Raw genomic sequence first — 26,909 nt, forward strand, 5'->3', positions numbered from 1 at the left:
CGCTTAGCGATCAACTTATTTTTGACCATTCAGTGGTTAAGTTAATAAGGCGCACGGTGGATGCCTGGCACTAGGAGCCGAAGAAGGACGGCACTAACACCGATATGCCTCGGGAGCTGTAAGTGAGCTGTGATCCGGGGATTTCCGAATGGGAAACCCACTGTTCGTAATGGAGCAGTATCCATGTGTGAATACATAGCACATGAGAAGGCAGACTCAGGGAACTGAAACATCTAAGTACCTGAAGGAAAGAAAGCAAATGCGATTCCCCAAGTAGCGGCGAGCGAAACGGGATCAGCCCAAACCAGAAGGCTTGCCTTCTGGGGTTGTAGGACACTCTATACGGAGTTACAAAGAAACGGATTAAGCGAAGCGACCTGGAACAGTCCGCAAGATAGGTAATAGCCCGTAGCTGAAAGTTCGTTCCTCCAGAGTGGATCCTGAGTACGGCGGAACACAGAAATTCCGTCGGAATCCGGGAGGACCATCTCCAAGGCTAAATACTCCCTAGTGACCGATAGTGAACCAGTACCGTGAGGAAGGTGAAAAGCACCCCGGAAGGGGAGTGAAATAGATCCTGAAACCGTGTGCCTACAAGTAGTTAGAGCCCGTTAATGGGTGATAGCGTGCCTTTGTAGAATGAACCGGCGAGTTACGATTGCATGCAAGGTTAAGGTGAGAAGCCGGAGCCGCAGCGAAAGCGAGTCTGAATAGGGCGAATGAGTATGCAGTTGTAGACCCGAACCAGGTGATCTACCCATGTCCAGGGTGAAGGTAAGGTAACACTTACTGGAGGCCCGAACCACGCACGTTGAAAGTGCGGGGATGAGGTGTGGGTAGCGGAGAAATTCCAATCGAACCTGGAGATAGCTGGTTCTCCGAAATAGCTTTAGGGCTAGCCTCAAGATAGAGAATCCTGGAGGTAGAGCACTGTTTGGACTAGGGGCCCATCCGGGTTACCGAATTCAGACAAACTCCGAATGCCAGTGATTTATGCTTGGGAGTCAGACTGCGAGTGATAAGATCCGTAGTCAAGAGGGAAACAGCCCAGACCACCAGCTAAGGTCCCAAATATCCGTTAAGTGGAAAGGATGTGGCGTTGCTCAGACAACCAGGATGTTGGCTTAGAAGCAGCCATCATTTAAAGAGTGCGTATAGCTCACTGGTCGAGTGACACTGCGCCGAAAATGTACCGGGGCTAAACGGATTACCGAAGCTGTGGATGGACATCGTAGATGTCCGTGGTAGGAGAGCGTTCTAAGGGCGTTGAAGTCAGACCGGAAGGACTGGTGGAGCGCTTAGAGTGAGAATGCCGGTATGAGTAACGAAAGACGGGTGAGAATCCCGTCCACCGAATGCCTAAGGTTTCCTGAGGAAGGCTGTCCGCTCAGGTTAGTCGGGACCTAAGTCGAGGCCGATAGGCGTAGACGATGGACAACAGGTTGATATTCCTGTACCACCTCCCCGCCGTTTGAGTAATGGGGACGCAGAAGGATAAGGTGAGCGTGCCGTTGGTTGTGCACGTCCAAGTGTGAGATGAGAAACGAGGCAAATCCGTTTCTATATAACATCAAGCAGTGATGGCAAGAGGTTTACCTCAGAGTCCCTGATTTCACACTGCCAAGAAAAGCCTCTAGCGAGGCGGAGGTGCCCGTACCGCAAACCGACACAGGTAGGCGAGAAGAGAATTCTAAGGTGAGCAGTGAACTCTCGTTAAGGAACTCGGCAAAATGACCCTGCAACTTCGGGAGAAGGGTGTCTGGTAGGGTGAATAGCCCGAGAGCCGCAGTGAATAGGCCCAGGCGACTGTTTAGCAAAACACAGGTCTCTGCAAAACCGAAGGTGACGTATAGGGCTGACGCCTGCCCGGTGCTGGAAGGTTAAGGGAGTGCTTAGCGCAAGCGAAGGTGCGGAACCGAAGCCCCAGTAAACGGCGGCCGTAACTATAACGGTCCTAAGGTAGCGAAATTCCTTGTCGGGTAAGTTCCGACCCGCACGAAAGGCGTAACGATCTGGGCACTGTCTCAACGAGAGACTCGGTGAAATTATAGTACCTGTGAAGATGCAGGTTACCCGCGACAGGACGGAAAGACCCCGTGGAGCTTTACTGTAGCCTGATATTGAATTTTGGTGCAACTTGTACAGGATAGGTAGGAGCCAGAGAACCCGGAGCGCCAGCTTCGGGGAGGCGTCGGTGGGATACTACCCTGGTTGTATTGAACTTCTAACCCACAAGCCTTAGCGGCTTGGGAGACAGTGTCAGGCGGGCAGTTTGACTGGGCGGTCGCCTCCTAAAGGTAACGGAGGCGCTCAAAGGTTCCCTCAGAATGGTTGGAAATCATTCGCAGAGTGTAAAGGCACAAGGGAGCTTGACTGCGAGACGGACAGGTCGAGCAGGGTCGAAAGACGGACTTAGTGATCCGGTGGTTCCGCATGGAAGGGCCATCGCTCAACGGATAAAGCTACCCGGGGATAACGGGCTTATCTCCCAAGAGTCCACATCGACGGGGAGGTTTGGCACCTCGATGTCGGCTCATCGCATCCTGGGGCTGTAGTCGGTCCCAAGGGTTGGGCTGTTCTGCCCATTAAAGCGGTACGCTGAGCTGGGTTCAGAACGTCGTGAGACAGTTCGGTCCCTATCCGTCGCGGGCGCAGGAAATTTGAGAGGAGCTGTCCTTAGTACGAGAGGACTGGATGGACACACCGCTGGTGTACCAGTTGTTCTGCCAAGAGCATCGCTGGGTAGCTATGGTGGCCGGGATAAGTGCTGAAAGCATCTAAGCACGAGCCCCTCAAGATGAGATTTCCATTGCGCAAGCAAGTAAGATCCCTCAAAGACGATGAGGTGATAGGTTCGGGGTGGAAGCGTGGCGACACGTGCAGCTGACGAATACTAATCGATCGAGGACTTAACCAACAAACTGAAACGCAAGTTTCCCAATGTCGATTTATCCAGTTTTGAAAGAATAAGATATTAATTTTAAAATAATACTTGAAAATCGGTATTATTGATATAATAAATCTTGTCTTTCAAATTAATGCAGTCTAGTGATGATGGCAAAGAGGCCACACCGTTCCCATCCCGAACACGGAAGTTAAGCTCTTTGCGCCGATGGTAGTTGGGGTTTCCCCGTGAGAGTAGGACGTCGCTAGTCTGGTTATTATTCCGAAGTAGCTCAGTGGTAGAGCACCGCACTGTTAATGCGATGGTCGTAGGTTCGAGTCCTACCTTCGGAGCCAATTATGGAGAGCTGTCCGAGTGGCCGAAGGAGCATGATTGGAAATCATGTAGGCGGGCAACCGTCTCAAGGGTTCGAAGTCTTGCTCTCCGCCAGTATCTTAAGTTCAAATAAAGGCCCCTTGGTCAAGCGGTTAAGACACCGCCCTTCACGGCGGTAACACGGGTTCGAATCCCGTAGGGGTCACCATTCAATGGAGGATTAGCTCAGCTGGGAGAGCATCTGCCTTACAAGCAGAGGGTCGGCGGTTCGATCCCGTCATCCTCCACCATTTCTTTATGCATATAATATAGAAGGAAAATAAATATTATCGCGGGGTGGAGCAGTTCGGTAGCTCGTTGGGCTCATAACCCAAAGGTCGCAGGTTCAAATCCTGCCCCGCAACCAAATGGTCCCGTGGTGTGGCGGTTAACATGCCTGCCTGTCACGCAGGAGATCGCCGGTTCGATCCCGGTCGGGACCGCCATTTTATTAATTAATATGGGTCAGTAGCTCAGTCGGTGAGCATTAGATTGAAGCTCTAAGTGTCGGCGGTTCGATTCCGTCCTGACCCACCATATTTTTCTCCATGCCAGGAGTAGCTCAACTGGTAGAGCAACTGACTTGTAATCAGTAGGTTGAGGTTCAAGTCCTTTCTCCGGCACCATTAGGTGGGTAGCGAAGTGGCTAAACGCGGCGGACTGTAAATCCGCTCCTTCGGGTTCGGCAGTTCGAATCTGCCCCACCACCAGTTTTAGGGCATAGTTTAACGGTAGAACAGAGGTCTCAAAACCTCCGATGTGGGTTCGATTCCTACTGCCCTGCCATTTTAAAATATTATGTTGGCGGTCGTGGCGAAGTGGTTAACGCACCGGATTGTGATTCCGGCACTCGGGGTTCAATTCCCCTCGTCCGCCCCATGTTTTCTAGAAATTTTAATATCATACATAATAATAGCGTGGCGGTCGTGGCGAAGTGGTTAACGCACCGGATTGTGATTCCGGCATTCGGGGTTCAATTCCCTCGTCCGCCCCAGTATTATTGGGGTATAGCCAAGCGGTAAGGCAACGGGTTTTGATCCCGTCATGCCCTGGTTCGAATCCAGGTACCCCAGCTTTGCGGAAGTAGTTCAGTGGTAGAACGCCACCTTGAGGTGGAGGTCGCGGGTTCGACCCCGTCTTCCGCTCCATTATTTAGGCGGCATAGCCAAGCGGTAAGGCATGGGTCTGCAACACCTTACCACCGGTTCGAGTCCGGTTGCCGCCTCCAAACTATTTTGCCGGCGTGGCGGAATTGGCAGACGCGGGACTCAAAATCCCGTTCCTTCACGGGAGTGTCGGTTCGACCCCGACCGCCGGTATCACATGATCATCCTCTGCCAAGTGTTGAAAGTTTGAAGCTCTGACTCTTAAAGTCAGGGCTTTTCTTTATTCAAGTAAGTAATTATAAGTTCATCATAGCTAGAATTTTAAAAATAATGAATAGCCCTTGCAAAATAATCGGTTTACTAATATAATATAATGTTCCTCAAAGCATTTAGTAAATGCTTATGGATTTGATTTTGCCGGCGTGGCGGAATTGGCAGACCGCGGGACTCAAAATCCCGTTCCTTCACGGGAGTGTCGGTTCGACCCCGACCGCCGGTATCATTTCATTGCTCTGCGCAATGTATTGAAAAGCCCTAACTTCAGTTAGGCTTTTCTTGTCTCATCATGACGGAATTGGCAGACACGCCAGGTTCAGAGGCCAGTGGTGGAAACACAGTGGGTTCGAGTCCCTTCATTCGCGTTTTAGAAAAGGGCAGCTTCCATTGAGGCTGCCCTTTTACTGTATTGGAATATTTAATAGGAACCCGTGGGAGATAGTAGGCTGCGTGTTATAATAAGCAAAATTACGATCTTGGCGGGGGTGGCAAGATGGCTGAAGAACAAGGGTTTGACCAGGAGTTTAAGGCTATACTCGATGATCAGGAAGTCCGCTTAGAAGAAGGCTTGAGCGAAGCTGAAGCTGCTAAGAGGCTAGAGGCTTTGGGAGCTAATGAATTGCCTGAAGGAAAGCGAGAATCTGGAGTTATAAAGTTTTTCAAGCATTTTCACGATGTGCTGATATATGTATTGTTGGCAGCTGCAGTTATTACGGTCGCACTTGGACATTATATTGATACGAGCGTCATTTTAGCTGTAGTCGTAATCAATGCGGCAATTGGCTATATTCAGCAGAATAAAGCTGAGAAAGCACTGGATAGCATACGAGAAATGCTATCGGTCAAAGCGGGAGTATTGCGAGAGGGCAAACGAAAGGATATTCTGGCGACTGATTTGGTGCCAGGAGATCTTGTTTATTTAAGGGCTGGTGATAAAGTGCCCGCAGATATGCGGCTTATAGAAGCATCGAATCTCCAGCTGGAGGAGTCGTCTTTGACTGGTGAGTCGGATGCAGTAAATAAACAGACTGAAAGACTATCGAACGATACGGTGCTTGGCGATCGCTCCAATATGGCATTCGCAGGAACTGCTGTCGCATCCGGATCAGGGTTCGGTGTTGTCATTGCAACTGGAGGAAATACTGAACTCGGAAAAATCAGCAGCGCCATGGAGTCGGTTGAGAAATTGCAGACTCCATTATTAAAACAGACTGCTCAATTCGGAAAATTGATATCAGTGGTTATCGTACTGAGTGCAATCGGCATGTTTTTTATCGGTTATTGGTTCCACGACTACGCCACAGCTGAGTTGTTATTGGCCATTATCGGTTTGACTGTAGCTGCTATTCCAGAAGGCTTGCCTGCGGTTCTATCTATTATTTTAGCTTTGGGTGTCCAGACGATGGCTGGAAAGAATGCCATTGTAAGAAACTTGCCGTCAGTCGAAACTTTAGGAGCCGTGACGGTAATATGCTCAGATAAAACAGGGACTTTGACGAAAAATGAAATGACGGCTACTTCTGTTATTCTGGCAGACGAAGAGATCGATGTTAGTGGGGTCGGTTATTCACCCGAAGGAATGTTAAAGAAAAACGGAGAAGGCATTCGTTTAACGGACCATCCTCGCTTGGCAAAGTTTTTAGCCTGTGTGATAACAGTTAACGATGCTCATTTGGTCAAAGGGAAAAAGGGGAAGTGGTCAATCAGTGGGGGTGCGACGGAAGGCTGCTTGTTGACGCTTGCAGAGAAAGCGGATGTCCCAGTTGAGAAGTTGCCGGTGATTGAGAAGATCCCGTTTGACTCTTCTTACAAATATATGGCTGCTTTGGTGGAAGAGCAGGGAACTAAATGGATCTATGTAAAGGGTGCCCCTGAAAAGCTGTTGGGGATGATACCAAGCGAAGAAAGGAATGAATGGGAGGCGAAGATAGCCTCCCATGCAAAACGCGGAGAACGCCTCTTGGGAGCTGCTGTTAAGCAGGTCGATTATACAGTGGAAGCCATAAGCCACGAAGATATGAAGTGCGGATTTGAGTTTCTGGGCATGGCTGGCATCATTGATCCTCCGCGCGAAGAAGTGATCGATTCAATTGCCCAATGCAAAAAAGCCGGAATTCGCGTCAAGATGATCACTGGAGACCATAAAGACACCGCTGTGGCGATTGGAGCCAAGCTTGGAATCGGCGATGGGGCCAAGGCGCTTGAAGGCAGGGAATTGGATGGCTTAAACGCACAACAGTTGGAAACTGCAGCCATGGAATATGATATTTTCGCGCGTACCAGCCCGACAAATAAATTGCAATTGGTTAAAGCTCTTCAAGCCAAGGAACAAGTGTGCGCAATGACCGGTGACGGGGTCAATGATGCACCGGCTTTGAAACGGGCTGATATCGGCATTGCGATGGGAATCAAAGGAACAGAAGTATCAAAAGAAGCGGCAGAGATGGTGCTGGTTGATGATAATTTCAGCACGATTGTCAATGCAGTGAAGGAAGGACGGCGCGTCTATGATAATTTGAAAAAGACCATCCTGTTCATATTGCCGACTAACGTATCCGAAGGGCTGCTCATTTTTATCAGCATCTTATTCGGCACCACGATTCCGCTCACTGCGGTACAGATTTTGTGGGTCAACATGATTACGGCTGTGACGATTTCCTTGGCGATTGCATTTGAGAAGCTCGAGCCTGGTACAATGGAGCGGCCACCTCGGAAAGCCAATAGCCCATTGCTCAGCGGTTATTATGTTTTCCGCATCGCTTTTGCATCGGCGATTATCGGAGGGGGCATCTTATGGATGAACAGTATGCTGGAAGCTAGAGATTATGATCAAGGCATCTTGCAGACCATGACTCTACAGGCACTGGTCATCTCACAGCTATTTTATTTATTCAACTGCCGGAGTGAGCGGCGTTTTGCGTTGAATCGTGATTTCTTTTCCAATAAAGCGGCTTTTATCGTCTCGGCCATATTGATCTTAGTGCAGCTATCGGTGACGTATGTGCCGTTTATGAATACGCTGCTCGGCACGGAACCGATTGGGCTCAGGTATTGGATTTGGCCGTTGCTGATCGGGGTGAGCGTGTTTATTATCGTGGAGCTGGAAAAATGGGTGGTGCGCCGAATGAGTAAGGATGTTGATCTTTCGAATAAATAGAAATACGATCAGTAATGAGGAGGAATTATGAGACAGATACATAGTGAAGTCGTCGAGTTCAGAGGAAGCCATTATGATTACGGAATGATGCAAGGCAACGCGCTTAAAGAATCGATCACGCTGCATAACCGCAGGGGGCAGTGGAAGAGCAAGAGGCCGCGCTTTGTCATCGACCCGGCTGAAGCGCAAGCTGCGTTCAACGCATATGCCCCGAAATTGTGGGAGGAGTTGAAGGGCCTTGAAGATAGCCTCAAGCTGCCGATTGATGAGGTGCTTCGTGATTTTGGCGGTTACCGGATTGATGCGCCGCCATCCGGCTGTTCGATCGTCAGCGGGGAGGATTTCTTGGTACGCAATTACGATTTCCATCCGCAGACATATGAAGGCAGGTTCTGTTTGTTTCAGCCTGATGAGGGAAATGCCATCATTGGGCCAAGCCAGCGCATTCTAGGGCGCATGGATGGCATGAACGAGCATGGCCTGGTGATGGGCTATAATTTTATGCACCGGAAAAACCCAGGGGATGGTTTTGTTTGCTATATGATTGGGCGCATCATTCTCGAGAGCTGCTCAACTGTCGATGAGGCTGTGGCTTTAGTCGAAGATATCCCTCATCGCGGGTCATTCAGTTATGTGGTGACGGATAAGAGCGGCGTTACAAAAGTTATTGAGGCAACACCTCGCAAAGTGGCAGTGCGTGATGCTTCAGTTTGTACGAATCATTTTGAAATCCAGCATCAGGAAAACCGCAATTATTTGAAAGACTCTTACGACCGGTTGTCGGTTATCGAGCGAAATGCGGAAGATGCAGCAGAAGCGTATCGTGCTTATCGCTTATTCAATGATACAGGCCGCGGCTTGTTTTCGGATCTTTATAAAAGTTGGGCGGGGACCATCCATACTTCTGTCTATTTGCCGAAAGAAGGGGAAGTATGGTTCGCGCTTGGCGGCGACCAGGAGCCTGAAGTGTTCAATTTCGGAGAATGGCTTGCCGGAAAGCCTGTGCGCACTAAATCCGTCCACGGGCAGATCGATACGGGTATCGGGTTTGCCCACACAGATAGCTTGTTTAAATGAAAAACGGCTAGAGCACATGGGTGCTCTAGCCGTTTTTTTGTTGCAATGCAGACAGGTCATCGAGATATGGAAACGGGAAATGGGTGTCGATTTTCCCGTTGATGCGTTTTGCCAGCAAGCGTTCGCCTTGAAGCCATTTTTGGAAATTGAACATGAGCGGCAAGCGGTCAGGCCCGATGGCGAACCCGACTTCCAGGCTATTTGGGAAATAGGAAGCTGTATGCAATGTGCCGGATGCGGTACTGTATTTGGTGGAAAACACGCCCTGGTCTGAATCGTTCAATAAGCGGAAAGCTGAATACGCATCGTTGGAAGTGGTAGCATGCGTAAGCAGTGCGTCCTCACGGCGTTTGGAATCATCGATTTGATAGCGATTTTCTTCCGATAACACTTCGAAGTGGTTTGTTGATACGGCCGCTTCCCGGACGATGACATTGCGCGGGGAAGTTTCGGCAACGACCGAACGCCCGCTTTTATCGAGCAATACATAGCTGAATGAACGGCGGTGGGGCAGTTCTTTCAATAGATCGACGGCTTCTTCAATCGTTGCGCAATGCTCGAGGATCAAGCGGCCGATCATATTGCAGATAAACCCGTCTGCTGAATTGCGGCGATTGATGAAATTATAGCCCATGGCGAGCCCTTTCTCGTTGAGCCCGTCTGTGCGCCCCGTAATTTGCATAGAAGGCCCTATGGATGCGTAGCCCCCATCAGTCGGTTCGTACAAGGCAAACCTGCCTTCATAGCCTTGAGGAGAACTATCGTAATTCCTGACTAGAAAATCGGAGCGGCTCAAGATGGAACAGCCGCTTCGTGTATATTCGATATAATAGCCGCCGAATTCGCGCAAGGCGTCGTAAAATGGCCATTTCAGGGCGTCTGCTAAGCCTTCGATTTCTTCCCAGATGCGCGGGGCGAAACGTTCGAGCATATCAATAGCTTTTGTTTCGTCGACCAATAATTGCTTGCTGTTCTGGCCGCGCTGTATTTTTCGGTTCGGCAATAGCAGTGAATCTCTCAACAATTCCCCTTGATGATAGCCGAAATCGTAATGGCTGCCGCGGAATTGGATAACGTCGCTATGCACTTTCTTCATGTGGCATCCCTCTTTTTTATCTCAGTATCAAAAGAATACTAGAGTTTTGAGGAGAATAAAAAGAATATGCCTGAAGCGTATGCTTCAGGCAATTAAAGGACGTAGCTTGTCGCTTCGCCGCCATTGATTCCGGTGAACATATTGCCGGCAGCGGTCAATAGCTGAAGGGCATTGTCGCGGTTCATGGACGGTCGGAGGTAAAATACGTGTACCGCGTCTGTTGTTTGTGGTGTCACAGCAGTGCGCTTTGAATCGACGTATGGGCTACCGAAAGCGCCTTTTGCATCGCGTGTAACGATGATGTTATCGAGCGTATTGTCGCGGTTATTCAAGCCTTCATAGCGGTCGTCAGGCTTGCCGAGGGCGATTTCGATATCGCCCTCAATTTGAGCTGCATCGTATAAACCGAGTGGAATTTCGTACTGAAGCGATAGAAAACTGTTCATATCGATCGCTGAATTGACAGGGGCCAGATAGTTTTGTTTGCGCACACGGCGGTACAAGGCTTCCGCAGAAGGCCGGTAGCGGTTCGGATCGCCTCCGAGCGCTTTCCAGGCCAGCTTCCATTCGAGAAGGCCAGGGAAATCCGTCAATTCCTTATCGTCCATATCGAAGAACAATTGCTCCTGGAACAGTTGGAGGCGGCCTTTTAACATTTGAGGTGAATCCGAAACGGTGATATTGTTATAATGAATAATGCCGATTTTGAAATCAGGCACAATCTCTGTAATTTCAGGGTTTACGCGAAAGTCCACAGCAATCATCCTTTCCGTGAATAATAGCCTTATCTTACCATAAATTGGAGCAAGGAGTTATCGACATGAACTTGGATCAATTCCAACAACAACTGGTTGCGTATGCCGCGGAAATCGGGATTGATAAAATCGGCTTTGCTTCGGTCGAACCTTTTTTTAGTTTAAAGCATCGTTTGATCCGCCAGCAGCAATTGAATTTCCAGTCCGGTTTTGAGGAATCGGATGTGGAGAAACGCACGCGTCCGGAATTATTGATGGAAGAGCCTGTGAGCATCATTGCCATTGCGATTGCCTATCCTTCCAAAATGGAAGGGGCGACGCCTGGTGTCAAAGGGGCACGGCGTGGTATTTTCTCGCGTTCTTCCTGGGGCAAGGATTACCATGCGGCACTTCGGGACCGGCTGGCGCTGTTGGAATCTTTTATCGCTGCCCATTATCCGGAGGCGCGCATGAAATCGATGGTCGACACTGGCGAATTGTCTGACCGTGCCGTGGCAGAACGGGCCGGTATCGGGTGGAGTGCGAAAAATACCAATATCATCACGCCGGAGTTCGGTTCATATGTCTATTTGGGCGAGATGATCACCAACATCCCTTTTGAATACGACGAGCCGATGGAAGATCAATGCGGCGACTGCCGCTTATGTATCGATACGTGCCCGACCGGCGCGATTGTCGAGGGCGGGCAGCTCAATGCCCAGCGCTGCATTTCGTTTTTGACACAGACGAAGGGCTTCCTGCCAGATGAGTTCCGGTCGAAAATAGGTAATCGCATCTATGGCTGCGACACATGTCAGACCGTGTGCCCGAAAAATAAGCGCAAGGCCAATCGCATTCATCCGGAATTTGACCCGGACCCGGAAATTGCCAAGCCGCTTTTAGAGCCGCTGTTGACCATTTCCAACCGGGAGTTCAAAGAGAAATTCGGCCATGTGTCAGGTTCTTGGCGTGGCAAAAAGCCGATTCAGCGCAACGCCATTTTGGCGCTCGCCCATTTTAAAGAACAGTCCGCGGTGCCTGCATTGATCGAATTGATGAACACGGATCCGCGTCCGGTCATCCGGGGGACCTCGGCTTGGGCGATCGGCCGCATCGGAACGGATGAGGGGAGACAAGCGCTTGAACATGCACGGCAGCAAGAGAAAGATGAAGAGGTGCTGGCAGAGATCGAAAAAGGGCTGGCATTCTTTTCTGCAGAAACGAAAGGATAAGTGAAGAAACTTGGGAATACACATTGTTTTATATCAGCCATTAATTCCGGCGAATACCGGGAACATTGCACGCTCTTGTGCGGGGACAGGGGTCAGCCTTCATTTGATCAAGCCGCTCGGATTTTCGACGGACGATAAAATGCTCAAACGGGCGGGGCTCGATTATTGGGAGCACGTGGATATTCATTACCACGATGGCCTCAATGAGTTGTTTACAGCCTATCCTGACGGCAAATACCATTACATCACCAAGTTTGGCACGAAGACATACAGTTCGTTCAATTTTTCGGATACCGGGGAAGATTATTTCTTCGTCTTCGGTCAGGAGACAAAGGGCTTGCCGAGGGAATTGATTGATGCCAACTTAGACCGTTGTTTGCGCATTCCGATGAATGAACATATCCGTTCACTCAATTTGTCGAACACGGCAGCGATTTTGATGTATGAAGCGCTGCGCCAACAGGATTTCCCGAATTTGAAATAAACGACAAAAAAGGACAGCGCGTGGGCGCTGTCCTTTTGCATTTCACATTATTGTCTTTTGTCTGTGCCTGGTTTGTCATCGTATCCAGCAGTGAAGATAGCTACCAAAAACGATACACAAATCCCCAAGATTAAGATCAAGTTCATGAATGACGACCTCCTTGAAATTTGCATCTGTGTTTAGTATAGCGTACCAAAGGGAAAAATGAAATATGGAACCCACTCGAAAATATGGACATTTTCCGTCCATCCAAGAAACTTGAAACTTTTTTGGATGTGATGCGTATATAGGGGTAGGAAGAAAAGGAAGGGATGAACTGATATGAAAATGAAGACATCCGTTGCACTGCTTTGGATTACGGGCCTTGCGGAGGCATTTCTGGCCATTCCGTTCATCGGAGGCGGATTTGTAATTTCTGCAGGCTATGCACCGCTCGGCATCATGTTCGTGCTGCATGCCATTACGTTGTTCTTTTGCTTTAAAGAATATTCGCCGAAGTTCGGCTCGATTCTGGGGATCATTACAAGTGCACTCGCTTGGATTCCGTTGATCGGCTGGGCACTGCACTTATTGACAGCAATCGTGCTATTGCTCTCCGCAGCCATGTCCGGGCGTTCAGCTAGAGTCTAACAAGAAAAGCATCGAGAAATCGGTGTTTTTTGTGGGCAAATGTAAAGACGATGAAAATTGGTTTGTAAGCGTCCCTTTCGATTAAGGTACAAAAAATGAACTGAGCCCCATTTAGTGGACGATTTAATAAAAGCACCCGGCAGCTAGGCTGCGATTAGATGACTTCGGTATTGTGCCGGAGTCATCTTTTTTAGGTTCCATTGTTTGCGCGTTCCGTTGTAATACTCCATGTATTCATCCACCAGCCCCTTTAATTCGGCTAGGCTGGTCGCTTGTTTAAACTCGACTTCATCTTTAAAGTGACCAAAAAACGATTCGATGGGGGCGTTGTCGAGACAGTTGCCCCTGCGGGACATCGATTGGGTCAATTTCATTTTCTTCACGCGTCGTTGGTATTCGGGGTGGGTGTAGTGGAAGCCTTGATCGGAATGGATCATCGCTTCCGGGTGAACATTGTCATCCAATGCTTCCTTCAGTTTTTGTAACGTGCGGTACACAATTTCCATCGTAAGCGTCGTCGTCACTTCGTAGGCGACGATTTCGCGGGTGGCGATATCTTTTACAGCGGACAGATACGCCATTTGTCCCGACCGGTTCGGTAGATACGTGATATCCGTGACGAAGACCTTGCCGGGTTCGTCTAGTTTAAACTTACGGTCTAACAGGTTTGGACAGACGGCGTGTTCCTGTGTGGCTTTGGCGATTTGCTTATAAGGATTCGCTCGCCGGATTTTGGCAAAGAGATTGAATTTGCGCATAAGGCGCAGAATCTTCTTGTGATTCATCGGGGTTTCCAGCAGTTCCGTAAGGATCATGTAAAAGGTGCGATACCCGACTTTCCCACGATGCGCATCGTAGATGCTTTTCAGCAACAGGTAATCTTCATAGTCCTGTTCTTCGCGAATGGCGTGCTGTTCCACTTTCTTCAGCCAAGCATAGTAGCCACTTCGACTGACTTCCGCTGTCTGGCAGAGGGCATCCACCATATTCTTCAGTTGGAATTTCCGGACCACCACATTGATCGCTTCGAATTTTTCCGCTGGGGTCAGCTGCGTTTCTTCGCCTGCCTCTCGAGTTCCTCGAGCTTTTTTAGCAACTCATTTTCGGCTTCCAGGTATTTTATGCGCGCTTCCGCCTTTTCCAACTTTTTCTCGGCAGAGAGCTTTTGGGTAGACGGCCGGCCGGTACTGCCTTTTCCACGGCGCTCTTCCCAAAACCCTTCTTCGCCGTAAAGTCGGAACGTTTTCCGCCAACGTTTTAATGTCTCTTTCGGTTTGTCCGATCCAATTACCGTCAGGTCAAATCCATTTTCGGCAAAAATTTGCGCCGGACCTTTGCCCTGCAAGTTTTCATTGACGGCTTTCACCTTAAATTCAGGTGTGTATTGAATCGTTCGATCCGAGACCGTTTTGACATTCGGATTCGCTTCCAATGTGCGTCGTTGATGTTCGTTAAAGATGATTTTACTCATGACAACCTCTCCCGTTCCAGTAGATATGTTCAGTATACCGGGGTCTGAAAACAGAAAAAACCCCAAATGGGGGGCACTTTTTAAAGTGTCTACCATTTGGGGTTCAGTTCAAGAAAAATGCAGGGGATTTTTTAATGCGGTGCAATGAGAATCTGGATCGTGAACAGCACAGCAAAAATATAAAGGATCGGGTGGACGGATTTCCATTTGCCTTTGAAGATCTTCATGAGCGGGTAAGAGATAAACCCAAGTGCAATGCCGGTTGCGATGCTTGATGTGAGCGGCATGGCGAGAACGATCAGAAACGCCGGGAACGCTTCATCGAATTGATCCCAGTCGATTTGCTTGACGGCGCCGATCATTAAGCTGCCGACGATGATAAGAGCGGGAGCGGTGATGGCGGCGACGCCGGAAAGGGAGCCGACGAGCGGCCCGAAAAAGGCGGCTGCGATGAACAGGATGGCGACGGTCAAAGTCGTGAGCCCCGTGCGCCCGCCTGCAGCGACGCCGGCGGAAGATTCGACATAAGCGCTGGTCGGGCTTGTGCCGACCATGGCGCCTGCACTGGCGGCAACCGAATCGGCGAGAAGCGCCTGGCGCACGCGTGGCAGTTTATTGTCTTTCATGAGCCCTGCTTGTTTCGCGACACCGATCATCGTTCCGGTTGTGTCGAAGAGCGTGACGAGCAGGAATGAGAACACGACGCCGTAGAGGCCGAATTCAGCGACGAGCAGGAAGGCTTCGATGGGATTCCAGACGATGATGCCTTCCGGAAGCGACGGCAATTTCATGAAGCCTTCCGCAAACTTTAATTGCCCGGTGAAGAAGGCGATGATGCCGGTTGCGATCATGCCGAAGAAAATCCCGCCATGAATGTTCAAGGACATGAAGATGAGCGTGATGGCAAGCCCTGCGAGTGTCAATGCGACAGGCGGCGAAGTCAGGTCACCGAGCCCGACGAGATTCGCTTCATTGGCAACGATCAATCCGCTGAGGCGCATGCCGATAAAGGCGATGAACAAGCCGATGCCTGCCGTGATGGCGTGTTTCAAATTTTCCGGAATGGCTTCAATCAAGATTTTCCGCATTGAGGTTAGAGACAACGCGACAAACAGCAATCCGGAAACGAAGACTGCGGCAAAAGCAGTCGTATAATCAATGGCGCCGTCAGAGGCGAGCACCATGGAAGTGAAATATGCGTTAAGCCCCATGCCCGGCGCGATGGCAATCGGGTAATTGGCGAGCAGTGCCATCCACAATGTGCCGATAACTGCTGCTATGATGGTGGCAAGAAAAACCTGATCGAACGGAACGCCGGCAGCACCTAAAATCACCGGGTTGACGATGACGATATAAGCCATCGTCAAAAATGTCGTCATACCGGCAGTGATCTCGGTTCTGACGTCAGTTCCGTGTTCTTTAACTGAAACATGGAATATCCTCCTTATAAACACGAACATTTTGAACAACACGTTTAATAATATTCGTTTTAATATCGGATGCAAGAGCTTTTCTCAATCTGGTGGCGAATAGTCGAAATTCCTTTCGACAATTTGTACAATGGAAAAGAACAGGAGGAGAATTTTTATGAATCTGACGATTGAATCAACAAAAACCTTACATAATGGAGTGGAAATGCCGCGTTTCGGCCTTGGCGTCTACAAGATGACCGATAAAGGAGCGGCGGTCGAAGCGATGGTAAAAGCGATCCAAACAGGTTATAAAGCGATCGATACCGCTACAGTATATGACAACGAAGCAGAAGTCGGGGAAGCAATCCGTGCAGGAGACGTGCCGCGTGAAAAGCTGTTCATCACGTCGAAAGTATGGAATACCGACCAGGGCTACGACCAGACCTTGCGTGCATTCGAAGCTTCATTGAAACGGCTGGATATGGACTATCTGGATCTGTATTTGACACATTGGGCGATCCCCGACACGTTCGAGGAAACCTACCGGGCGATCGAGCGGCTCTATGATGAAAAATTAATCCGTGCAGCTGGGGTATCCAACCATCAGCAGCATCACCTGGAGAAGATTTTGGGCAAGGCCAATACGAAACCGATGGTCAACCAGATCGAGTTGCATCCGCAATTGACGCAGGAGTCACTGCGCGAATTTTGTGCGGTACAAGACATTGCGGTCACTTCCTGGTCGCCGCTTGCGAGAGGGCGCCTGCTCGAAGATCCGGTGCTGTCGGAAATCGGCGAAAAGTACGGGAAATCCATCGCGCAGACCATCATTCGCTGGCATCTCCAGAATGACTTGATTGTCATCCCTAAATCGGTGACGCCGTCGCGCATCGTTGAAAATGCCGATGTTTTTGATTTTGAATTAAGTGAAGAAGAGATGAAACAGATTTCAGCGCTTAACCAGGATTGGCGCAGCGGAACCCATCCGGATGAAATCAAAGTTTAAGAAAAAAGGCCAGCGAATGGGTTCGCTGGCCTTTTGCTATTGTTTTGCTTCGATATCGATTTGCTGACCGGTAAATGGGTGTTTAAAAGCGATACGGAATGCGTGCAGGAAGTATTCGCCGTCTTCAGTCGGCGGCCCTCCGTACAATTCATCGCCGATGATCGGGTGTTTGACGTGCGATAAATGGGCGCGGATTTGATGCGTGCGCCCCGTCTCCAGAGTTAAATGAAGCAGGGAGCGGCCGTCTGCACGGTTGATGACCTGGTAATGGGTGACGGCGCTTTGCCCGTTCGGCGATACGCGGCGGCGCGTAGCGTGATGGCGGTCGCGGCCGAGCGGGAAGTCGAGCGTCCCGGATTGCCCGCGGACCAAGCCTTTGACGAGTGCTTCGTATTCACGCTGAACAAGCTTTTGTTCAACCATCCGGTCCATGACGTTTTTGGCGATCGGGTGTTTTGCCAATAGCAACACGCCGGAAGTGCCTTGGTCAAGCCGGTGGATATGTTCGATATATGAACCGCCGGATTGCTGGACGTAAGCCATCAAGCCGTTGATGAATGTATCATCCTGGTGGTTGTCGTTCGGGTGGGTGGCGAGCCCTTTTGGTTTATTGGCGATGATGAAGTGCTCATCTTCAAATAAAATCTCGGGTTCGATCGATGGGTTGGGCTGGTACGGCGACTCAGCTTGGGGAATCGTAACAGTCAATTCCGTCCCTTTGTCGAGCGGTTCCTGCCAGCGCGGTTCTGTGCCATCGGCTAGGCGGATGCCTTTGGCCATGCGCAGTTCGTGCACGGTCTTTTTGCCAAGGCCCCATTCGTTTTTCAATAAGTCCGTGACGGTCATGCCTTGTTCCGGAATTTGGTAAGTCCAATTCATCATACAGTCCTCCATAAAAACGGGATCATGCGCGCGGCACATGATCCCGTTTCAGTTTATTTTTTCACGACTTCCTGGAAAAATTGTTCGATATTCTCTTTCGGCTGTGCGCCTGTCCAGCGGGCAACTTCCTGCCCGTCTTCATAATGGACAAGTGTCGGTGTCGCTTCAAGTGCATAATCAGACCAGCCTTGCTCAAATTCGAGCAGGTTGTATTGAAGCACCTCGACATCCATATCATCTGCGACAGGCATCAAGATCGGTGTTGTCTGCTGGCAGAATTGGCAAGTCGGGCTGAAGAAATAGACAGTCGTCGGATCGCCGCTTTGGATCTGTTCGTTCACATCTTCCGGCAATGCGATGTTCTGGTAGTTTTCGTCATCGAGCTGATCGATGGTGGCCGGGTTCAAATCATCCGTGCCGTACGGGTTGTCTGCCAGTTTCTCGTCTTGCGATTGATTGGTCAAAAAGACGATCAAGGCAAAAATGGCAAGTACGACGCCGGCGATAATCAGCAATTTTTTCATCTTATTGTTCCTCCTTCAATGATTTCCACAGATAAACACTCGTTCCGGCAATCAAAGCGAATGCGATGAGCGCGAGAAACGGGATGGTGATGAATCCGAGGTAATTGATATATTCCCCTGTGCATGGGACTTGCCCGCATGACGGTGCGGAATCCGATAAGAACCGGAGTTTTTGGATGCCGTAATGATACAGCGAAACCGAGCCGCCGATGACGGACAGCACGAGCGAAGTCATTGCGATGCGCGGGTTTTTCTGCACATAGGCAACGCCGAGCACAAAGACGAGGGGATACATGAAGATGCGCTGCACCCAGCACAGCTCACACGGAATGTACCCGCGCACTTGGGAAAAATACAGCGAGCCAAGTGTCGCAACTAGGGACACCGCCCACATGAACAGCAAACTGTTTTCTTGACGCTTCGTCATCTTTTGTCCCTCTTTTCCGGAAAGCTTTCCTTTTGAAGTATAATTCTTAAAACCATACAAGTAAAATAATATCAACAACCGGGCGTATGGGCTATAATTAACTTTGAAACTTTTGTGAAGGAGCGCGGTAACGTGGCAGAACAATTCGATTTATCCCATTTTGAAAAAAGCATGATCATCCGTGAGATGAGCTATGCTGATATACCTGCCATTCTGGAAATGCAGCAGCTTTGCTTTCCGGGCATGGAACCTTGGAAAGAAGAGCAGCTCAGAAGCCATTTAGGCGTTTTTGCACAAGGGCAGATCGTCGCGGAACTTGACGGCAAAGTAATCGGCTCCTGCTCGAGCCTATTGATTAATTTTGATGAATACGATGACCGCCATACATGGGACGATGTCACAGACGGCGGCTATATAACGAACCATAACCAAGATGGCTATAATATGTACGGCATTGAAGTCATGGTGCATCCTGAATACCGCCGCATGCAAGTCGGGCAGCGTTTGTACGAAGCGCGCAAGGAACTCGCGCGTGAATTGAACTTGAAATCGATCATCATCGGCGGGCGCATCCCGAACTACCATAAACACGCAGACGAAATGTCGCCGCGTGAATACGTCGATTCGGTGTCACGCCATAAAATCTATGATCCGGTGCTGACGTTCCAATTGATGAACGGTTTCCAGCTCATGCGGATCAACCCAGGCTATTTGCAGGACGATAAAGCATCGGGCAAATACGCAACGCTTATGGAGTGGAACAATGTCGATTACAAACCGATCTCCAAGCGCCATTTCAAGACGAGTCTGCCTGTGCGGATCTGTGTCGTCCAATATTTGATGCGTGCCATCAATTCATTCGACGATTTGGCGAACCAGGTCGAGTACTTTGTCGACGTGGCCTCCGATGCGCATTCGGACTTCGTCGTGTTCCCGGAAATCTTCACGACGCAATTGATGTCGTTCTTGAATGAACCATCGCCGAGCCAAGCGGTCCGCAAACTGACGGAATTCACTCCTCAGTATATCGAGCTGTTCACGGATCTCGCCGTCCGCTATAACGTCAACATCATCGGCGGCTCGCATTTCGTTAAAGAAGAAGACGATGAGATTTACAACATCGCATATTTGTTCCGTCGCGATGGTTCAATCGATAAACAGTACAAGATCCATATCACGCCGAATGAACGTAAATGGTGGGGCATTTCAGCAGGCGACTCCGTGCGCGTCTTCGATACGGATTGCGGCAAGATCGCCATCCAGATCTGCTACGACATCGAGTTCCCGGAACTGGCCCGCATCGCCACCGATATGGGCGCCAATATCATATTCTCGCCGTTCTGTACGGAAGACCGCCAAGGCTATTTACGCGTGCGTTATTGTGCACAGGCCCGCGCAGTCGAGAACCAGATCTACACAGTCATTTCCGGAACGGTCGGAAACTTGCCGCAAACGGAAAACATGGATATCCAATATGCCCAGTCCGGCATCTTCGCGCCGTCTGATTTCGAATTTGCGCGTGATGGCATCGTCGGAGAGACCAATCCGAACCTGGAAATGGTGTTGATCGGGGATGTTGACCTTGAAATCCTCAGACGCCAACGCCAAGACGGCACTGTCAAGCAGTTGAAGGACCGCCGCCATGACGTCTACCGTGTTGAATATAAACAAGATTAACTTTAGCCGCTCCGAATCGGGGCGGCTTTTTTGCGGAAAATTTGGTAAACTGATAAGTAATTGGAGGGATGAACCATGACATGGAAACAGCGAATGCAAAAATGGCTCGGACACGAGGGGCTGGACGTGAACACGAAACAACAGCTGCAATTATTATCGGAAGACGAGCAGCTGGCAGAAGATGCGTTTTATCAGGACTTGGTGTTCGGAACAGGTGGGATGCGCGGTGAAATTGGACCAGGCACGAACCGCATGAACGTCTATACCGTCAGAAAAGCGTCAAAAGGCATTGCCGATTATATTGAAAGCTTCGGCGAAGAGGCGATGAAGCGTGGCGTGGCAATCGCGTTCGACAGCCGCCGCATGTCACCGGAGTTTGCCGAAGAAGCGGCGCGAACATTTGCTGCTGCGGGCATTCGTGCTTATGTATATGAAGCGGCGCGCACGACGCCGCAATTATCGTTCACGGTGCGCGAATTGAATGCCTTCATGGGCATCGTCATCACCGCAAGCCACAACCCGCCTGAATACAATGGCTATAAAGTATACGGCGAAGACGGCGCACAATTGGATTTGGAAGCGGCAGACCAGGTCATCGGATTTGTCAGCCGAGTGGAAGATGAACTAGCCATCCAAAATGAAGAATATGATTCCTCCTTATTGGAAATTCTCGGCGAACAGCTCGACCGCGCCTATATCGACCAAGTGTTGACGGTTCAGGAAACAAGTGTTGAGCCGATCAGCGTCGTCTTTACGCCGCTCCATGGGGCATCAGGCACGACCGTCCGCCGGGTTTTTGAGGAAGCAGGCTATAGCGGCATCAGCTATGTCGAAGAACAAATGGCGCCAGACGGTGAATTCCCGACGGTGGAATCACCGAACCCGGAAGAATCATCAGCGTTTGACCTTGCCCGAAAATACGGTGAAGAGCAGACCGCAGATCTATTGATTGCCATTGACCCGGACGGCGACCGCGTCGGAGCTGCGGTTTGGACCGGTACGCAATACGAATTGTTAACGGGCAACCAAACCGGCGGCATCTTGCTGGAATATTTATTGAGCCAGAAAAAAGCAAAAGGCGAACTGCCGGAAGACGGACGCATCTTTAAGACCATCGTCACTTCCGGATTCGGGGAAGCGGTCGCACAAAGCTACGGCATAGAGAGCGAAGACGTGTTGACAGGCTTTAAATTCATCGGCGAAAAATTGCGTGAAAATGATGCGCAGCACGAATTCACCTTCTTATTCGGCTACGAGGAAAGCTACGGCTATTTGATCCGCGATTTTGCGCGCGATAAAGACGCCGTGCAAGCGACATTGCTATTGGTCGAAGCGGCTGCCTTCTATAAGAAGCAAGGCAAAAATCTTTACGGCGTATTGAATGAATTATATGAACGCCACGGCTTCTACCGCGAATTGCTCGTTTCCGTGACGAAAAAAGGCATCGAAGGGGCACGTGAAATCACGCAGCTGCTCGACGGCTTGCGCACGGCGCCGCCACAATCCATTGCCGGCATCGCGGTCGAAAAAATCGAAGACTATGATAGCCGGACACGGACGCTTGTCGATATGGGGACGAGTGAAGCGATCGTCTTGCCGCAATCAAATGTCCTAAAATACTTCCTGTCGGATGGTTCGTGGGTCTGCGTGCGCCCAAGCGGCACCGAGCCGAAAGTGAAATACTATTTCGGCGTCAAAGCAGCAACCCAGCAGGAAAGCGACGAAAAGCTCGAACTATTGAAAGAATCATTTCTCGATATCGTTGCGAACCGCTGAAAAAGCTCCCCATAGAGGGAGCTTTTTCATTCGAAAGAATGAGGCAAACGCCGGTTCTTATGGTTACAATAGCAACTAGGAGGGATCAGCCCCATGGTGCCTGAACAGCATTCGGACGTCATTTTATTGAAAGAGATCGCGGAGTTGTTGAACGAAGAAACGAATATGGAGCGCATGCTCGGCGGTGCGATCGACAAGCTGCTGCAAAACTCCAATTTTGAAACGGCATGGATCTTTTTCATAGATGAAAAAGGCAAGCACAGACTTGTGGCACAAGCCAATTTGCCGGATGCCCTCGAGGAGCGGGACTGCCGCCATTTAACAAAAGGCGGCTGCTGGTGCGTCAAACGCTATCATGACGGCGATTTGGAAAAGGCGTCGAATATCATCGCCTGCCAGCGCATTGAAAACGCCAAAGCAGCACACGGGAAAATCGGTAATATTTCTCATCACGCGACTGTACCGCTCCAGTCAGGCAAGGAAAAGTTCGGCTTGCTCAATATTGCTGCGGCCGATACGGTGCGCTTTTCAAAAGACGAACTGGCCTTATTGGAATCGGTAGCATTCCAGATCGGATCCGCCATCAAGCGCATCGTCCTGACCAAACAAGAACAAGAGCTGGCACTCGTCAAAGAGCGCAATAGGCTCGCGCGGGATTTGCACGATTCCGTCAACCAGCTGTTATTCTCGGTCACGTTGACGGCGAGGGGCGGCATCGAAATGGCGGAAGACGAAGCGCAAAAGAGCACGTTCCGGGACATCCAGCATCTCAGCCAGGAAGCGCTCAACGAAATGAGGGCGTTGATTTGGCAATTGCGGCCGAAAGGGCTGGAGAGCGGCTTGATCGATGCGATCAAAGCGTACGGGGAAATGCTCGGGCTGTCGATGGAAACGAAAGTGACCGGCGTGATCCAATTGCCGTCGCGTACAGAAGAAACCTTATTTCGCATTGCGCAGGAAGCATTGAATAATGTGCGCAAGCATGCGGGCACAAGCGCTGCCCAAATCTATGTGACGATTACACCGACAGATGTCTTATTGGTCATTAAAGACGAAGGGCTCGGTTTTTCCCCTGCACACGGCACGATCCCGTCGATCGGCATACAGAGCATTCGCGATCGGGCGAAAGCAGAAGGCGGCACTGCCGATTGGTCCAGCGAATTAAGCAAAGGAACGGAAATCCTTGTCCGGATTCCGTATTAAAGGAGTGGCAAGATGAGAGTATTGATTGCGGATGACCATCACGTAGTAAGAAGAGGATTGCTGTTTTTCCTGAAAACCCAAAAAGACATTGAAGTGGTCGGGGAGGCTGCGAATGGCGTCGAAGCTGTCGAGATGGCAGGCGAGCTGCAGCCGGATATCGTCTTGATGGATCTGGTCATGCCTGAAATGGACGGCATCCAGGCAACTCGGAAAATCAAAGAGTCTTATCCGGATATCATTGTGTTGATGCTCACGAGCTTTTCCGACCGCGACCACATCCTTCCGGCGATCGAAGCAGGAGCGGCAGGCTATCAGTTGAAAGATATCGAACCGGACGAATTGGTGGAGTCGCTGCGCAGCTTGATGCGCGGGGAGAATACGCTGCATCCGAAAGCTTCGTCGGAATTGGCGAAAGCGCCGGAAGACCCGCCGCCGCACGTTCTCCATCCTTTAACGCCAAGGGAAGCGGAAGTGCTCGCGGAGCTGACCAAAGGGAAAAGCAACCGGGAAGTGGCGTCTGCTTTGTTCGTGACCGAGAAGACGGTGAAAACGCATATTTCCAATATCTTCATCAAACTCGAAGTCCAGGACCGGACGCAAGCGGCGCTTTACGCCGTCAAGCATGGGTTGACGGAATACGCCAATTGAATGGAACTAGAAAAAGACTGCCGGATGGAAATCCGGCAGTCTTTTATCTTTTCTTGACGGGGCGGCTGCGGTATTCTTTCGTGCGCTGTTTCCATACTGCGCGTTCTGCTTGTTGTTTGGCAGCATCACTTTTTCGTTCGATATAGTCGAGCTCACGCAGTAATTTTAAATAGCTTTCATAGCGCTCTTCCGGCAATTCGCCGGAAGTAAGAGCGGATTGGATGCGGCAGCCCGGTTCTTGTTGGTGGCTGCAATCGCGGAAACGGCATTCGGCCGCGAAGCCCGTGATGTCCTGGAAGCTTGCATCAAGCCCGTCGGCGGAATCGGCAAGCTGGAATTCGCGCATGCCCGGCGTATCGATCAATAAACCGCCGCCTGGCAGCAGCACCAGTTCGCGGTGTGTCGTCGTATGGCGGCCTTTGCTGTCGTCTTCCCGGATGTCCTGCACCGCCATTTTATCGCTATGGGTCAGGGCGTTGATGAGCGATGATTTTCCGACGCCCGAAGAACCGAGCAGCGCGCCGGTTTTGCCATCCGTTAAATAGCGATTGAAGGCGTCCATGCCAGCACCAGTCAAAGCTGAAACGGCAAACACATCGACACCAAATGCAGTAGCGGCGACTTCTTTCAAGTAAACTGCCGGGTCTTCGCATTGATCGCTTTTTGTCAGCACGACGACCGGCATGGCGCCTGAATCCCAAGCTGCGACCATATAGCGTTCAAGGCGCCGGACATTAAAATCGTGATTGAGCGACATGACCAGAAAGACGTAGTCGAGATTGACGGCGATGGTCTGCATCTCGGACGTTTCCCCTGCCGCTTTTCGGGCGAAGCGCGAACTTCTTGGCAGCAGCTGGTGGATGATGCCTTTGTCTTCTCCAGGCATTTGTTCCAGTGCCACCCAATCTCCGACGCTCGGGAATTCATCGCGACTGTGGCTATGGCGGTAATTTCCGGATAAAGTGGCCGGCCATTCACCGAAATCGGTCATGACGCGGTAGCCGCTCTTATGTTCGAGAATGACGCGGCCCGGTATTTTCTGTTCAGGCAATGCTTGTTGGAATGATTCATTCCATCCGTATTGTTTGATAATCGACAATGTAACTTCCTCCTATAAAATGCATAATAAAAACCATGGCTGCAATAATGCCTGCCATGGTCTCCGCGCATAGGAAAGAAGCGTATCGTCAGCGATACACAGAGGGAGACATCATAGCAAACATCATTAAGTTGCGGGTTGCACGAACTGAAATTGTCACCATACTGCCTCACCTCTTTCCATAAGTTAAGATAATGATAAGCGCAATTGAAGTGAAGGTCAATAATTTTTTGAGAGTATTTTGACAATATTCCGACGAGTGAAAGCGTTTATTCCATAAGTGTCCGAAAATGCTATAGTAGGTAAGCGACTTTGCTGTCGGTGTGGAGTGCCGTACAACCAGCGTTTGCCCCAAATGGAATAGGGGAACAAGTGACTATTTTTTTAGGGGGGGGGAAGTTATGAAAAAGATTCTTTACAATTGGCGGGAAAAATTATGGGTGACGCCAGCTCTCTACAGCTTCCTTGCCGTGTTATTATCCATTGGATTTTTTTATGTGGATTTATTGGTCATTCGGCAATACCGTGAATTCATTCCGGATATCCTGCTGACCAATGTACAATTGGCCCAAACGATCATGGGCGCGCTCGCCGGTGCGTTGTTGACGATGACGACGTTTACGTTTTCCACGATTCTCGTCGTGCTGACGATGTATTCTTCCCAATTTTCACCGAGGACATTGAAGAATTTTGTCCACGACCGCCTGACATGGCGCGTGCTCGGTGTCTTCTTGGGCGGTTTCATCTATAACACGTTGTCTTTATTGTTCATGCGCGACGCCCTTTATACGCATGACGTCATTTCCACTTTTGTTGGGATCGTCATTGCGTTTATCTGTTTGGCGACGTTTGCATATTTTATCCATCACATAGCAACGAACGTGCAGGTGGAGAAGTTGATCGAGGAACTTGAAGAAGATACGGAGCGCATCATCGATACGTATAGTGAAAAACAACAGCAGGAAATGGAGATTGAAACAGAGTGGAATCCCGACGGCTTCGCGGAAACCATCCTGGCAGAAAATGATGGGTATATCCAATTCCTGTATTTCGATAAATTGACGGAGTATGCGGTGGAGCACGACCTGGAAGTTGAAATTTTCCACGGCATCGGTTCGTATGTCCATGAGAATACGCCGTTATTCCGCGTGTACCAACGACAGCAAGAAGACATCGATCTTCGCCGCTTTATCACGATCGGCACGGAGCGGACGACGGACCAGGATCTCGATTTTGCTATTCAGAAAATGGTCGAAGTGGCGCTGCGGGCGATTTCCCCAGGCATCAACGACCCGAATACAGCGAATGGCATCATCATCCGGATCGGGCGGCTGCTCGGAAAGATAAGCCATCTCGAGACCGGAGCCATCACCATCCGGGACGAAGAGCAAAGAGGCCGCGTGCGCTATCCGTTCTTCACATTCCCGCATTTTCTTTACCTGACGTTCCATCAACTGATCCATTACGGAAAAGAAGATGTATCAGTTGTGGCCGCTATCCTTGAATCTTTGACAAACGCTGCGCAATTATCGGATGCGGCGAATCACGAGGCCATTTGGGAAACACAGCTGCACGTGCTTGAACATTTGAAGGGTTCGCCCTTTAAACGTCTGGACCGCAGATACATCCAAGGGAAATTGGATGCGCTGGCAAAAGCGGTGGATCGTCGTCCGGCTTTGCTCAGCGATTACCTGCTGGAGCAGGAAGCATGATGAGCACCAGCATCTGATGGT

At 50.1% G+C, this 26,909-nt stretch carries 19 protein-coding genes, 17 tRNA genes and 2 rRNA genes; 30 read left to right on the forward strand and 8 right to left on the reverse strand.

Features of this window, described 5'->3' with window-relative positions; genetic code table 11:
* Positions 1 to 34: 34 nt before the first annotated feature.
* The 21 genes from CW734_RS06460 to CW734_RS06555 all read left to right on the forward strand — a co-directional run bounded on the left by CW734_RS06460 (position 35) and on the right by CW734_RS06555 (position 8,875).
* Positions 35 to 2,917: ribosomal RNA gene (locus CW734_RS06460) — 23S ribosomal RNA — on the forward strand.
* A 127-nt stretch (positions 2,918 to 3,044) separates the two neighbouring features.
* A 5S ribosomal RNA gene (rrf, locus tag CW734_RS06465) occupies positions 3,045 to 3,155 on the forward strand.
* Positions 3,156 to 3,165: 10 nt separating this feature from the next.
* A tRNA-Asn gene (locus tag CW734_RS06470) sits at positions 3,166 to 3,240 on the forward strand.
* Positions 3,241 to 3,245: 5 nt separating this feature from the next.
* Positions 3,246 to 3,334: transfer RNA gene (locus CW734_RS18260), tRNA-Ser, on the forward strand.
* A 20-nt stretch (positions 3,335 to 3,354) separates the two neighbouring features.
* A tRNA-OTHER gene (locus CW734_RS06475) sits at positions 3,355 to 3,428 on the forward strand.
* Between the two features lie 6 nt (positions 3,429 to 3,434).
* A tRNA-Val gene (locus tag CW734_RS06480) sits at positions 3,435 to 3,510 on the forward strand.
* 40 nt (positions 3,511 to 3,550) lie between these two features.
* A tRNA-Met gene (locus tag CW734_RS06485) sits at positions 3,551 to 3,626 on the forward strand.
* 3 nt (positions 3,627 to 3,629) lie between these two features.
* Positions 3,630 to 3,705, forward strand: a tRNA-Asp gene (locus CW734_RS06490).
* Positions 3,706 to 3,721: 16 nt separating this feature from the next.
* Positions 3,722 to 3,796, forward strand: a tRNA-Phe gene (locus tag CW734_RS06495).
* Between the two features lie 13 nt (positions 3,797 to 3,809).
* Positions 3,810 to 3,885 (forward strand) — tRNA-Thr (locus CW734_RS06500).
* Between the two features lie 3 nt (positions 3,886 to 3,888).
* Positions 3,889 to 3,969 (forward strand) — tRNA-Tyr (locus CW734_RS06505).
* Positions 3,970 to 3,974: 5 nt separating this feature from the next.
* A tRNA-OTHER gene (locus CW734_RS06510) sits at positions 3,975 to 4,045 on the forward strand.
* Positions 4,046 to 4,063: 18 nt separating this feature from the next.
* Positions 4,064 to 4,138: transfer RNA gene (locus tag CW734_RS06515), tRNA-His, on the forward strand.
* A 41-nt stretch (positions 4,139 to 4,179) separates the two neighbouring features.
* Positions 4,180 to 4,253: transfer RNA gene (locus tag CW734_RS06520), tRNA-His, on the forward strand.
* Between the two features lie 7 nt (positions 4,254 to 4,260).
* A tRNA-Gln gene (locus CW734_RS06525) sits at positions 4,261 to 4,332 on the forward strand.
* A 4-nt stretch (positions 4,333 to 4,336) separates the two neighbouring features.
* Positions 4,337 to 4,407, forward strand: a tRNA-OTHER gene (locus CW734_RS06530).
* A gap of 7 nt (positions 4,408 to 4,414) precedes the next feature.
* A tRNA-Cys gene (locus CW734_RS06535) sits at positions 4,415 to 4,487 on the forward strand.
* A gap of 9 nt (positions 4,488 to 4,496) precedes the next feature.
* Positions 4,497 to 4,578: transfer RNA gene (locus tag CW734_RS06540), tRNA-Leu, on the forward strand.
* A 203-nt stretch (positions 4,579 to 4,781) separates the two neighbouring features.
* Positions 4,782 to 4,864, forward strand: a tRNA-Leu gene (locus CW734_RS06545).
* A gap of 270 nt (positions 4,865 to 5,134) precedes the next feature.
* Positions 5,135 to 7,798, forward strand: coding sequence for a cation-transporting P-type ATPase (locus CW734_RS06550; protein WP_101189911.1), 2,664 nt, complete (start codon positions 5,135 to 5,137; stop codon positions 7,796 to 7,798).
* 27 nt (positions 7,799 to 7,825) lie between these two features.
* Positions 7,826 to 8,875, forward strand: coding sequence for a C45 family autoproteolytic acyltransferase/hydrolase (locus CW734_RS06555; protein ID WP_101189912.1), 1,050 nt, complete (start codon positions 7,826 to 7,828; stop codon positions 8,873 to 8,875).
* 25 nt (positions 8,876 to 8,900) lie between these two features.
* Here the strand turns inward: CW734_RS06555 and CW734_RS06560 are convergent, their stop codons facing one another.
* Both CW734_RS06560 and CW734_RS06565 read right to left on the reverse strand, forming a co-directional pair.
* Positions 8,901 to 9,971, reverse strand: a complete 1,071-nt coding sequence (locus CW734_RS06560; protein ID WP_101189913.1) for a C45 family autoproteolytic acyltransferase/hydrolase — start codon at positions 9,969 to 9,971, stop codon at positions 8,901 to 8,903.
* A 92-nt stretch (positions 9,972 to 10,063) separates the two neighbouring features.
* Positions 10,064 to 10,726, reverse strand: coding sequence for a B3/B4 domain-containing protein (locus CW734_RS06565; RefSeq protein WP_101189914.1), 663 nt, complete (start codon positions 10,724 to 10,726; stop codon positions 10,064 to 10,066).
* 65 nt (positions 10,727 to 10,791) lie between these two features.
* Here CW734_RS06565 and queG point away from each other — a divergent pair, with 65 nt between their 5' ends.
* The 3 genes from queG to CW734_RS06580 all read left to right on the forward strand — a co-directional run bounded on the left by queG (position 10,792) and on the right by CW734_RS06580 (position 13,051).
* On the forward strand, positions 10,792 to 11,937 hold the full coding sequence (gene queG / locus CW734_RS06570; RefSeq protein WP_101189915.1) for a tRNA epoxyqueuosine(34) reductase QueG: 1,146 nt from the start codon (positions 10,792 to 10,794) through the stop codon (positions 11,935 to 11,937).
* Between the two features lie 10 nt (positions 11,938 to 11,947).
* Positions 11,948 to 12,421, forward strand: coding sequence for a tRNA (uridine(34)/cytosine(34)/5-carboxymethylaminomethyluridine(34)-2'-O)-methyltransferase TrmL (gene trmL, locus CW734_RS06575; RefSeq protein WP_101189916.1), 474 nt, complete (start codon positions 11,948 to 11,950; stop codon positions 12,419 to 12,421).
* 321 nt (positions 12,422 to 12,742) lie between these two features.
* Positions 12,743 to 13,051: a hypothetical protein gene (locus CW734_RS06580; RefSeq protein ID WP_101189917.1), complete on the forward strand. Its 309-nt coding sequence runs from the start codon at positions 12,743 to 12,745 to the stop codon at positions 13,049 to 13,051.
* 143 nt (positions 13,052 to 13,194) lie between these two features.
* On the opposite strand, the gene CW734_RS06585 is transcribed toward CW734_RS06580, so the two are convergent.
* Together CW734_RS06585 and CW734_RS06590 are read right to left on the reverse strand one after the other, a co-directional pair.
* Positions 13,195 to 14,522, reverse strand: a protein-coding gene (locus CW734_RS06585; protein WP_101189918.1) for an IS3 family transposase whose coding sequence is annotated in 2 segments (ribosomal slippage) — positions 13,195 to 14,144 and positions 14,144 to 14,522 — 1,329 coding nt in all. Because the reading frame shifts where the segments join, the coding sequence is not laid out codon by codon here.
* A 131-nt stretch (positions 14,523 to 14,653) separates the two neighbouring features.
* Positions 14,654 to 15,982, reverse strand: coding sequence for an NCS2 family permease (locus tag CW734_RS06590; protein WP_101192156.1), 1,329 nt, complete (start codon positions 15,980 to 15,982; stop codon positions 14,654 to 14,656).
* A gap of 127 nt (positions 15,983 to 16,109) precedes the next feature.
* On the opposite strand from CW734_RS06590, the gene CW734_RS06595 reads away from it, so the two are divergent.
* Complete coding sequence (locus tag CW734_RS06595) at positions 16,110 to 16,940, forward strand: aldo/keto reductase (RefSeq protein ID WP_101189919.1); 831 nt, start codon at positions 16,110 to 16,112, stop codon at positions 16,938 to 16,940.
* Positions 16,941 to 16,976: 36 nt separating this feature from the next.
* On the opposite strand, the gene CW734_RS06600 is transcribed toward CW734_RS06595, so the two are convergent.
* From CW734_RS06600 to CW734_RS06610, 3 genes are read right to left on the reverse strand one after another with little or no spacing between them, the layout of a single operon-like run.
* Complete coding sequence (locus CW734_RS06600) at positions 16,977 to 17,822, reverse strand: RluA family pseudouridine synthase (RefSeq protein ID WP_308302134.1); 846 nt, start codon at positions 17,820 to 17,822, stop codon at positions 16,977 to 16,979.
* 53 nt (positions 17,823 to 17,875) lie between these two features.
* On the reverse strand, positions 17,876 to 18,346 hold the full coding sequence (locus tag CW734_RS06605) for a thioredoxin family protein (RefSeq protein WP_101189921.1): 471 nt from the start codon (positions 18,344 to 18,346) through the stop codon (positions 17,876 to 17,878).
* A gap of 1 nt (position 18,347) precedes the next feature.
* Entirely contained in the window at positions 18,348 to 18,773 is a 426-nt protein-coding gene (locus CW734_RS06610; protein ID WP_058381323.1) for a disulfide oxidoreductase, read from the reverse strand.
* Between the two features lie 132 nt (positions 18,774 to 18,905).
* On the opposite strand from CW734_RS06610, the gene CW734_RS06615 reads away from it, so the two are divergent.
* From CW734_RS06615 to CW734_RS06630, 4 genes are all read left to right on the forward strand, one after another.
* The gene (locus tag CW734_RS06615) at positions 18,906 to 20,450 is read left to right on the forward strand and encodes a carbon-nitrogen hydrolase family protein (protein ID WP_101189922.1); all 1,545 of its coding nucleotides are present in this window, start codon (positions 18,906 to 18,908) and stop codon (positions 20,448 to 20,450) included.
* Between the two features lie 75 nt (positions 20,451 to 20,525).
* The gene (locus CW734_RS06620) at positions 20,526 to 22,226 is read left to right on the forward strand and encodes a phospho-sugar mutase (protein ID WP_101189923.1); all 1,701 of its coding nucleotides are present in this window, start codon (positions 20,526 to 20,528) and stop codon (positions 22,224 to 22,226) included.
* Positions 22,227 to 22,319: 93 nt separating this feature from the next.
* Positions 22,320 to 23,429 (forward strand): GAF domain-containing sensor histidine kinase, encoded by a 1,110-nt coding sequence (locus CW734_RS06625; protein ID WP_101189924.1) that lies wholly within the window; start codon positions 22,320 to 22,322, stop codon positions 23,427 to 23,429.
* Positions 23,430 to 23,441: 12 nt separating this feature from the next.
* A complete protein-coding gene (locus CW734_RS06630; RefSeq protein WP_058381319.1) occupies positions 23,442 to 24,077 on the forward strand; it encodes a response regulator transcription factor in 636 nt (211 codons plus the stop codon).
* A gap of 43 nt (positions 24,078 to 24,120) precedes the next feature.
* Here the strand turns inward: CW734_RS06630 and rsgA are convergent, their stop codons facing one another.
* The gene (gene rsgA, locus CW734_RS06635; RefSeq protein WP_101189925.1) at positions 24,121 to 25,176 is read right to left on the reverse strand and encodes a ribosome small subunit-dependent GTPase A; all 1,056 of its coding nucleotides are present in this window, start codon (positions 25,174 to 25,176) and stop codon (positions 24,121 to 24,123) included.
* A gap of 401 nt (positions 25,177 to 25,577) precedes the next feature.
* On the opposite strand from rsgA, the gene CW734_RS06640 reads away from it, so the two are divergent.
* Positions 25,578 to 26,888: a DUF2254 domain-containing protein gene (locus CW734_RS06640; protein WP_101189926.1), complete on the forward strand. Its 1,311-nt coding sequence runs from the start codon at positions 25,578 to 25,580 to the stop codon at positions 26,886 to 26,888.
* Positions 26,889 to 26,909: the final 21 nt, after the last annotated feature.

Origin of the sequence: Planococcus sp. MB-3u-03 (assembly GCF_002833405.1) — a bacterium.
Taxonomy (GTDB): domain Bacteria; phylum Bacillota; class Bacilli; order Bacillales_A; family Planococcaceae; genus Planococcus.

Bases quoted from the DNA above. Each gene is read 5' to 3' on its own strand.
- CW734_RS06620 (WP_101189923.1), top strand. From the start codon at position 20,526: ATGACATGGAAACAGCGAATGCAAAAATGGCTCGGACACGAGGGGCTG.
- CW734_RS06555 (WP_101189912.1), top strand. From the start codon at position 7,826: ATGAGACAGATACATAGTGAAGTCGTCGAGTTCAGAGGAAGCCATTAT.
- CW734_RS06595 (WP_101189919.1), top strand. From the start codon at position 16,110: ATGAATCTGACGATTGAATCAACAAAAACCTTACATAATGGAGTGGAA.
- CW734_RS06600 (WP_308302134.1), bottom strand. From the start codon at position 17,822: ATGATGAATTGGACTTACCAAATTCCGGAACAAGGCATGACCGTCACG.
- CW734_RS06610 (WP_058381323.1), bottom strand. From the start codon at position 18,773: ATGACGAAGCGTCAAGAAAACAGTTTGCTGTTCATGTGGGCGGTGTCC.
- CW734_RS06560 (WP_101189913.1), bottom strand. From the start codon at position 9,971: ATGAAGAAAGTGCATAGCGACGTTATCCAATTCCGCGGCAGCCATTAC.
- CW734_RS06640 (WP_101189926.1), top strand. From the start codon at position 25,578: ATGAAAAAGATTCTTTACAATTGGCGGGAAAAATTATGGGTGACGCCA.
- CW734_RS06580 (WP_101189917.1), top strand. From the start codon at position 12,743: ATGAAAATGAAGACATCCGTTGCACTGCTTTGGATTACGGGCCTTGCG.
- CW734_RS06605 (WP_101189921.1), bottom strand. From the start codon at position 18,346: ATGAAAAAATTGCTGATTATCGCCGGCGTCGTACTTGCCATTTTTGCC.
- CW734_RS06550 (WP_101189911.1), top strand. From the start codon at position 5,135: ATGGCTGAAGAACAAGGGTTTGACCAGGAGTTTAAGGCTATACTCGAT.
- queG (WP_101189915.1), top strand. From the start codon at position 10,792: ATGAACTTGGATCAATTCCAACAACAACTGGTTGCGTATGCCGCGGAA.
- CW734_RS06630 (WP_058381319.1), top strand. From the start codon at position 23,442: ATGAGAGTATTGATTGCGGATGACCATCACGTAGTAAGAAGAGGATTG.
- CW734_RS06590 (WP_101192156.1), bottom strand. From the start codon at position 15,982: ATGTTCGTGTTTATAAGGAGGATATTCCATGTTTCAGTTAAAGAACAC.
- CW734_RS06625 (WP_101189924.1), top strand. From the start codon at position 22,320: ATGGTGCCTGAACAGCATTCGGACGTCATTTTATTGAAAGAGATCGCG.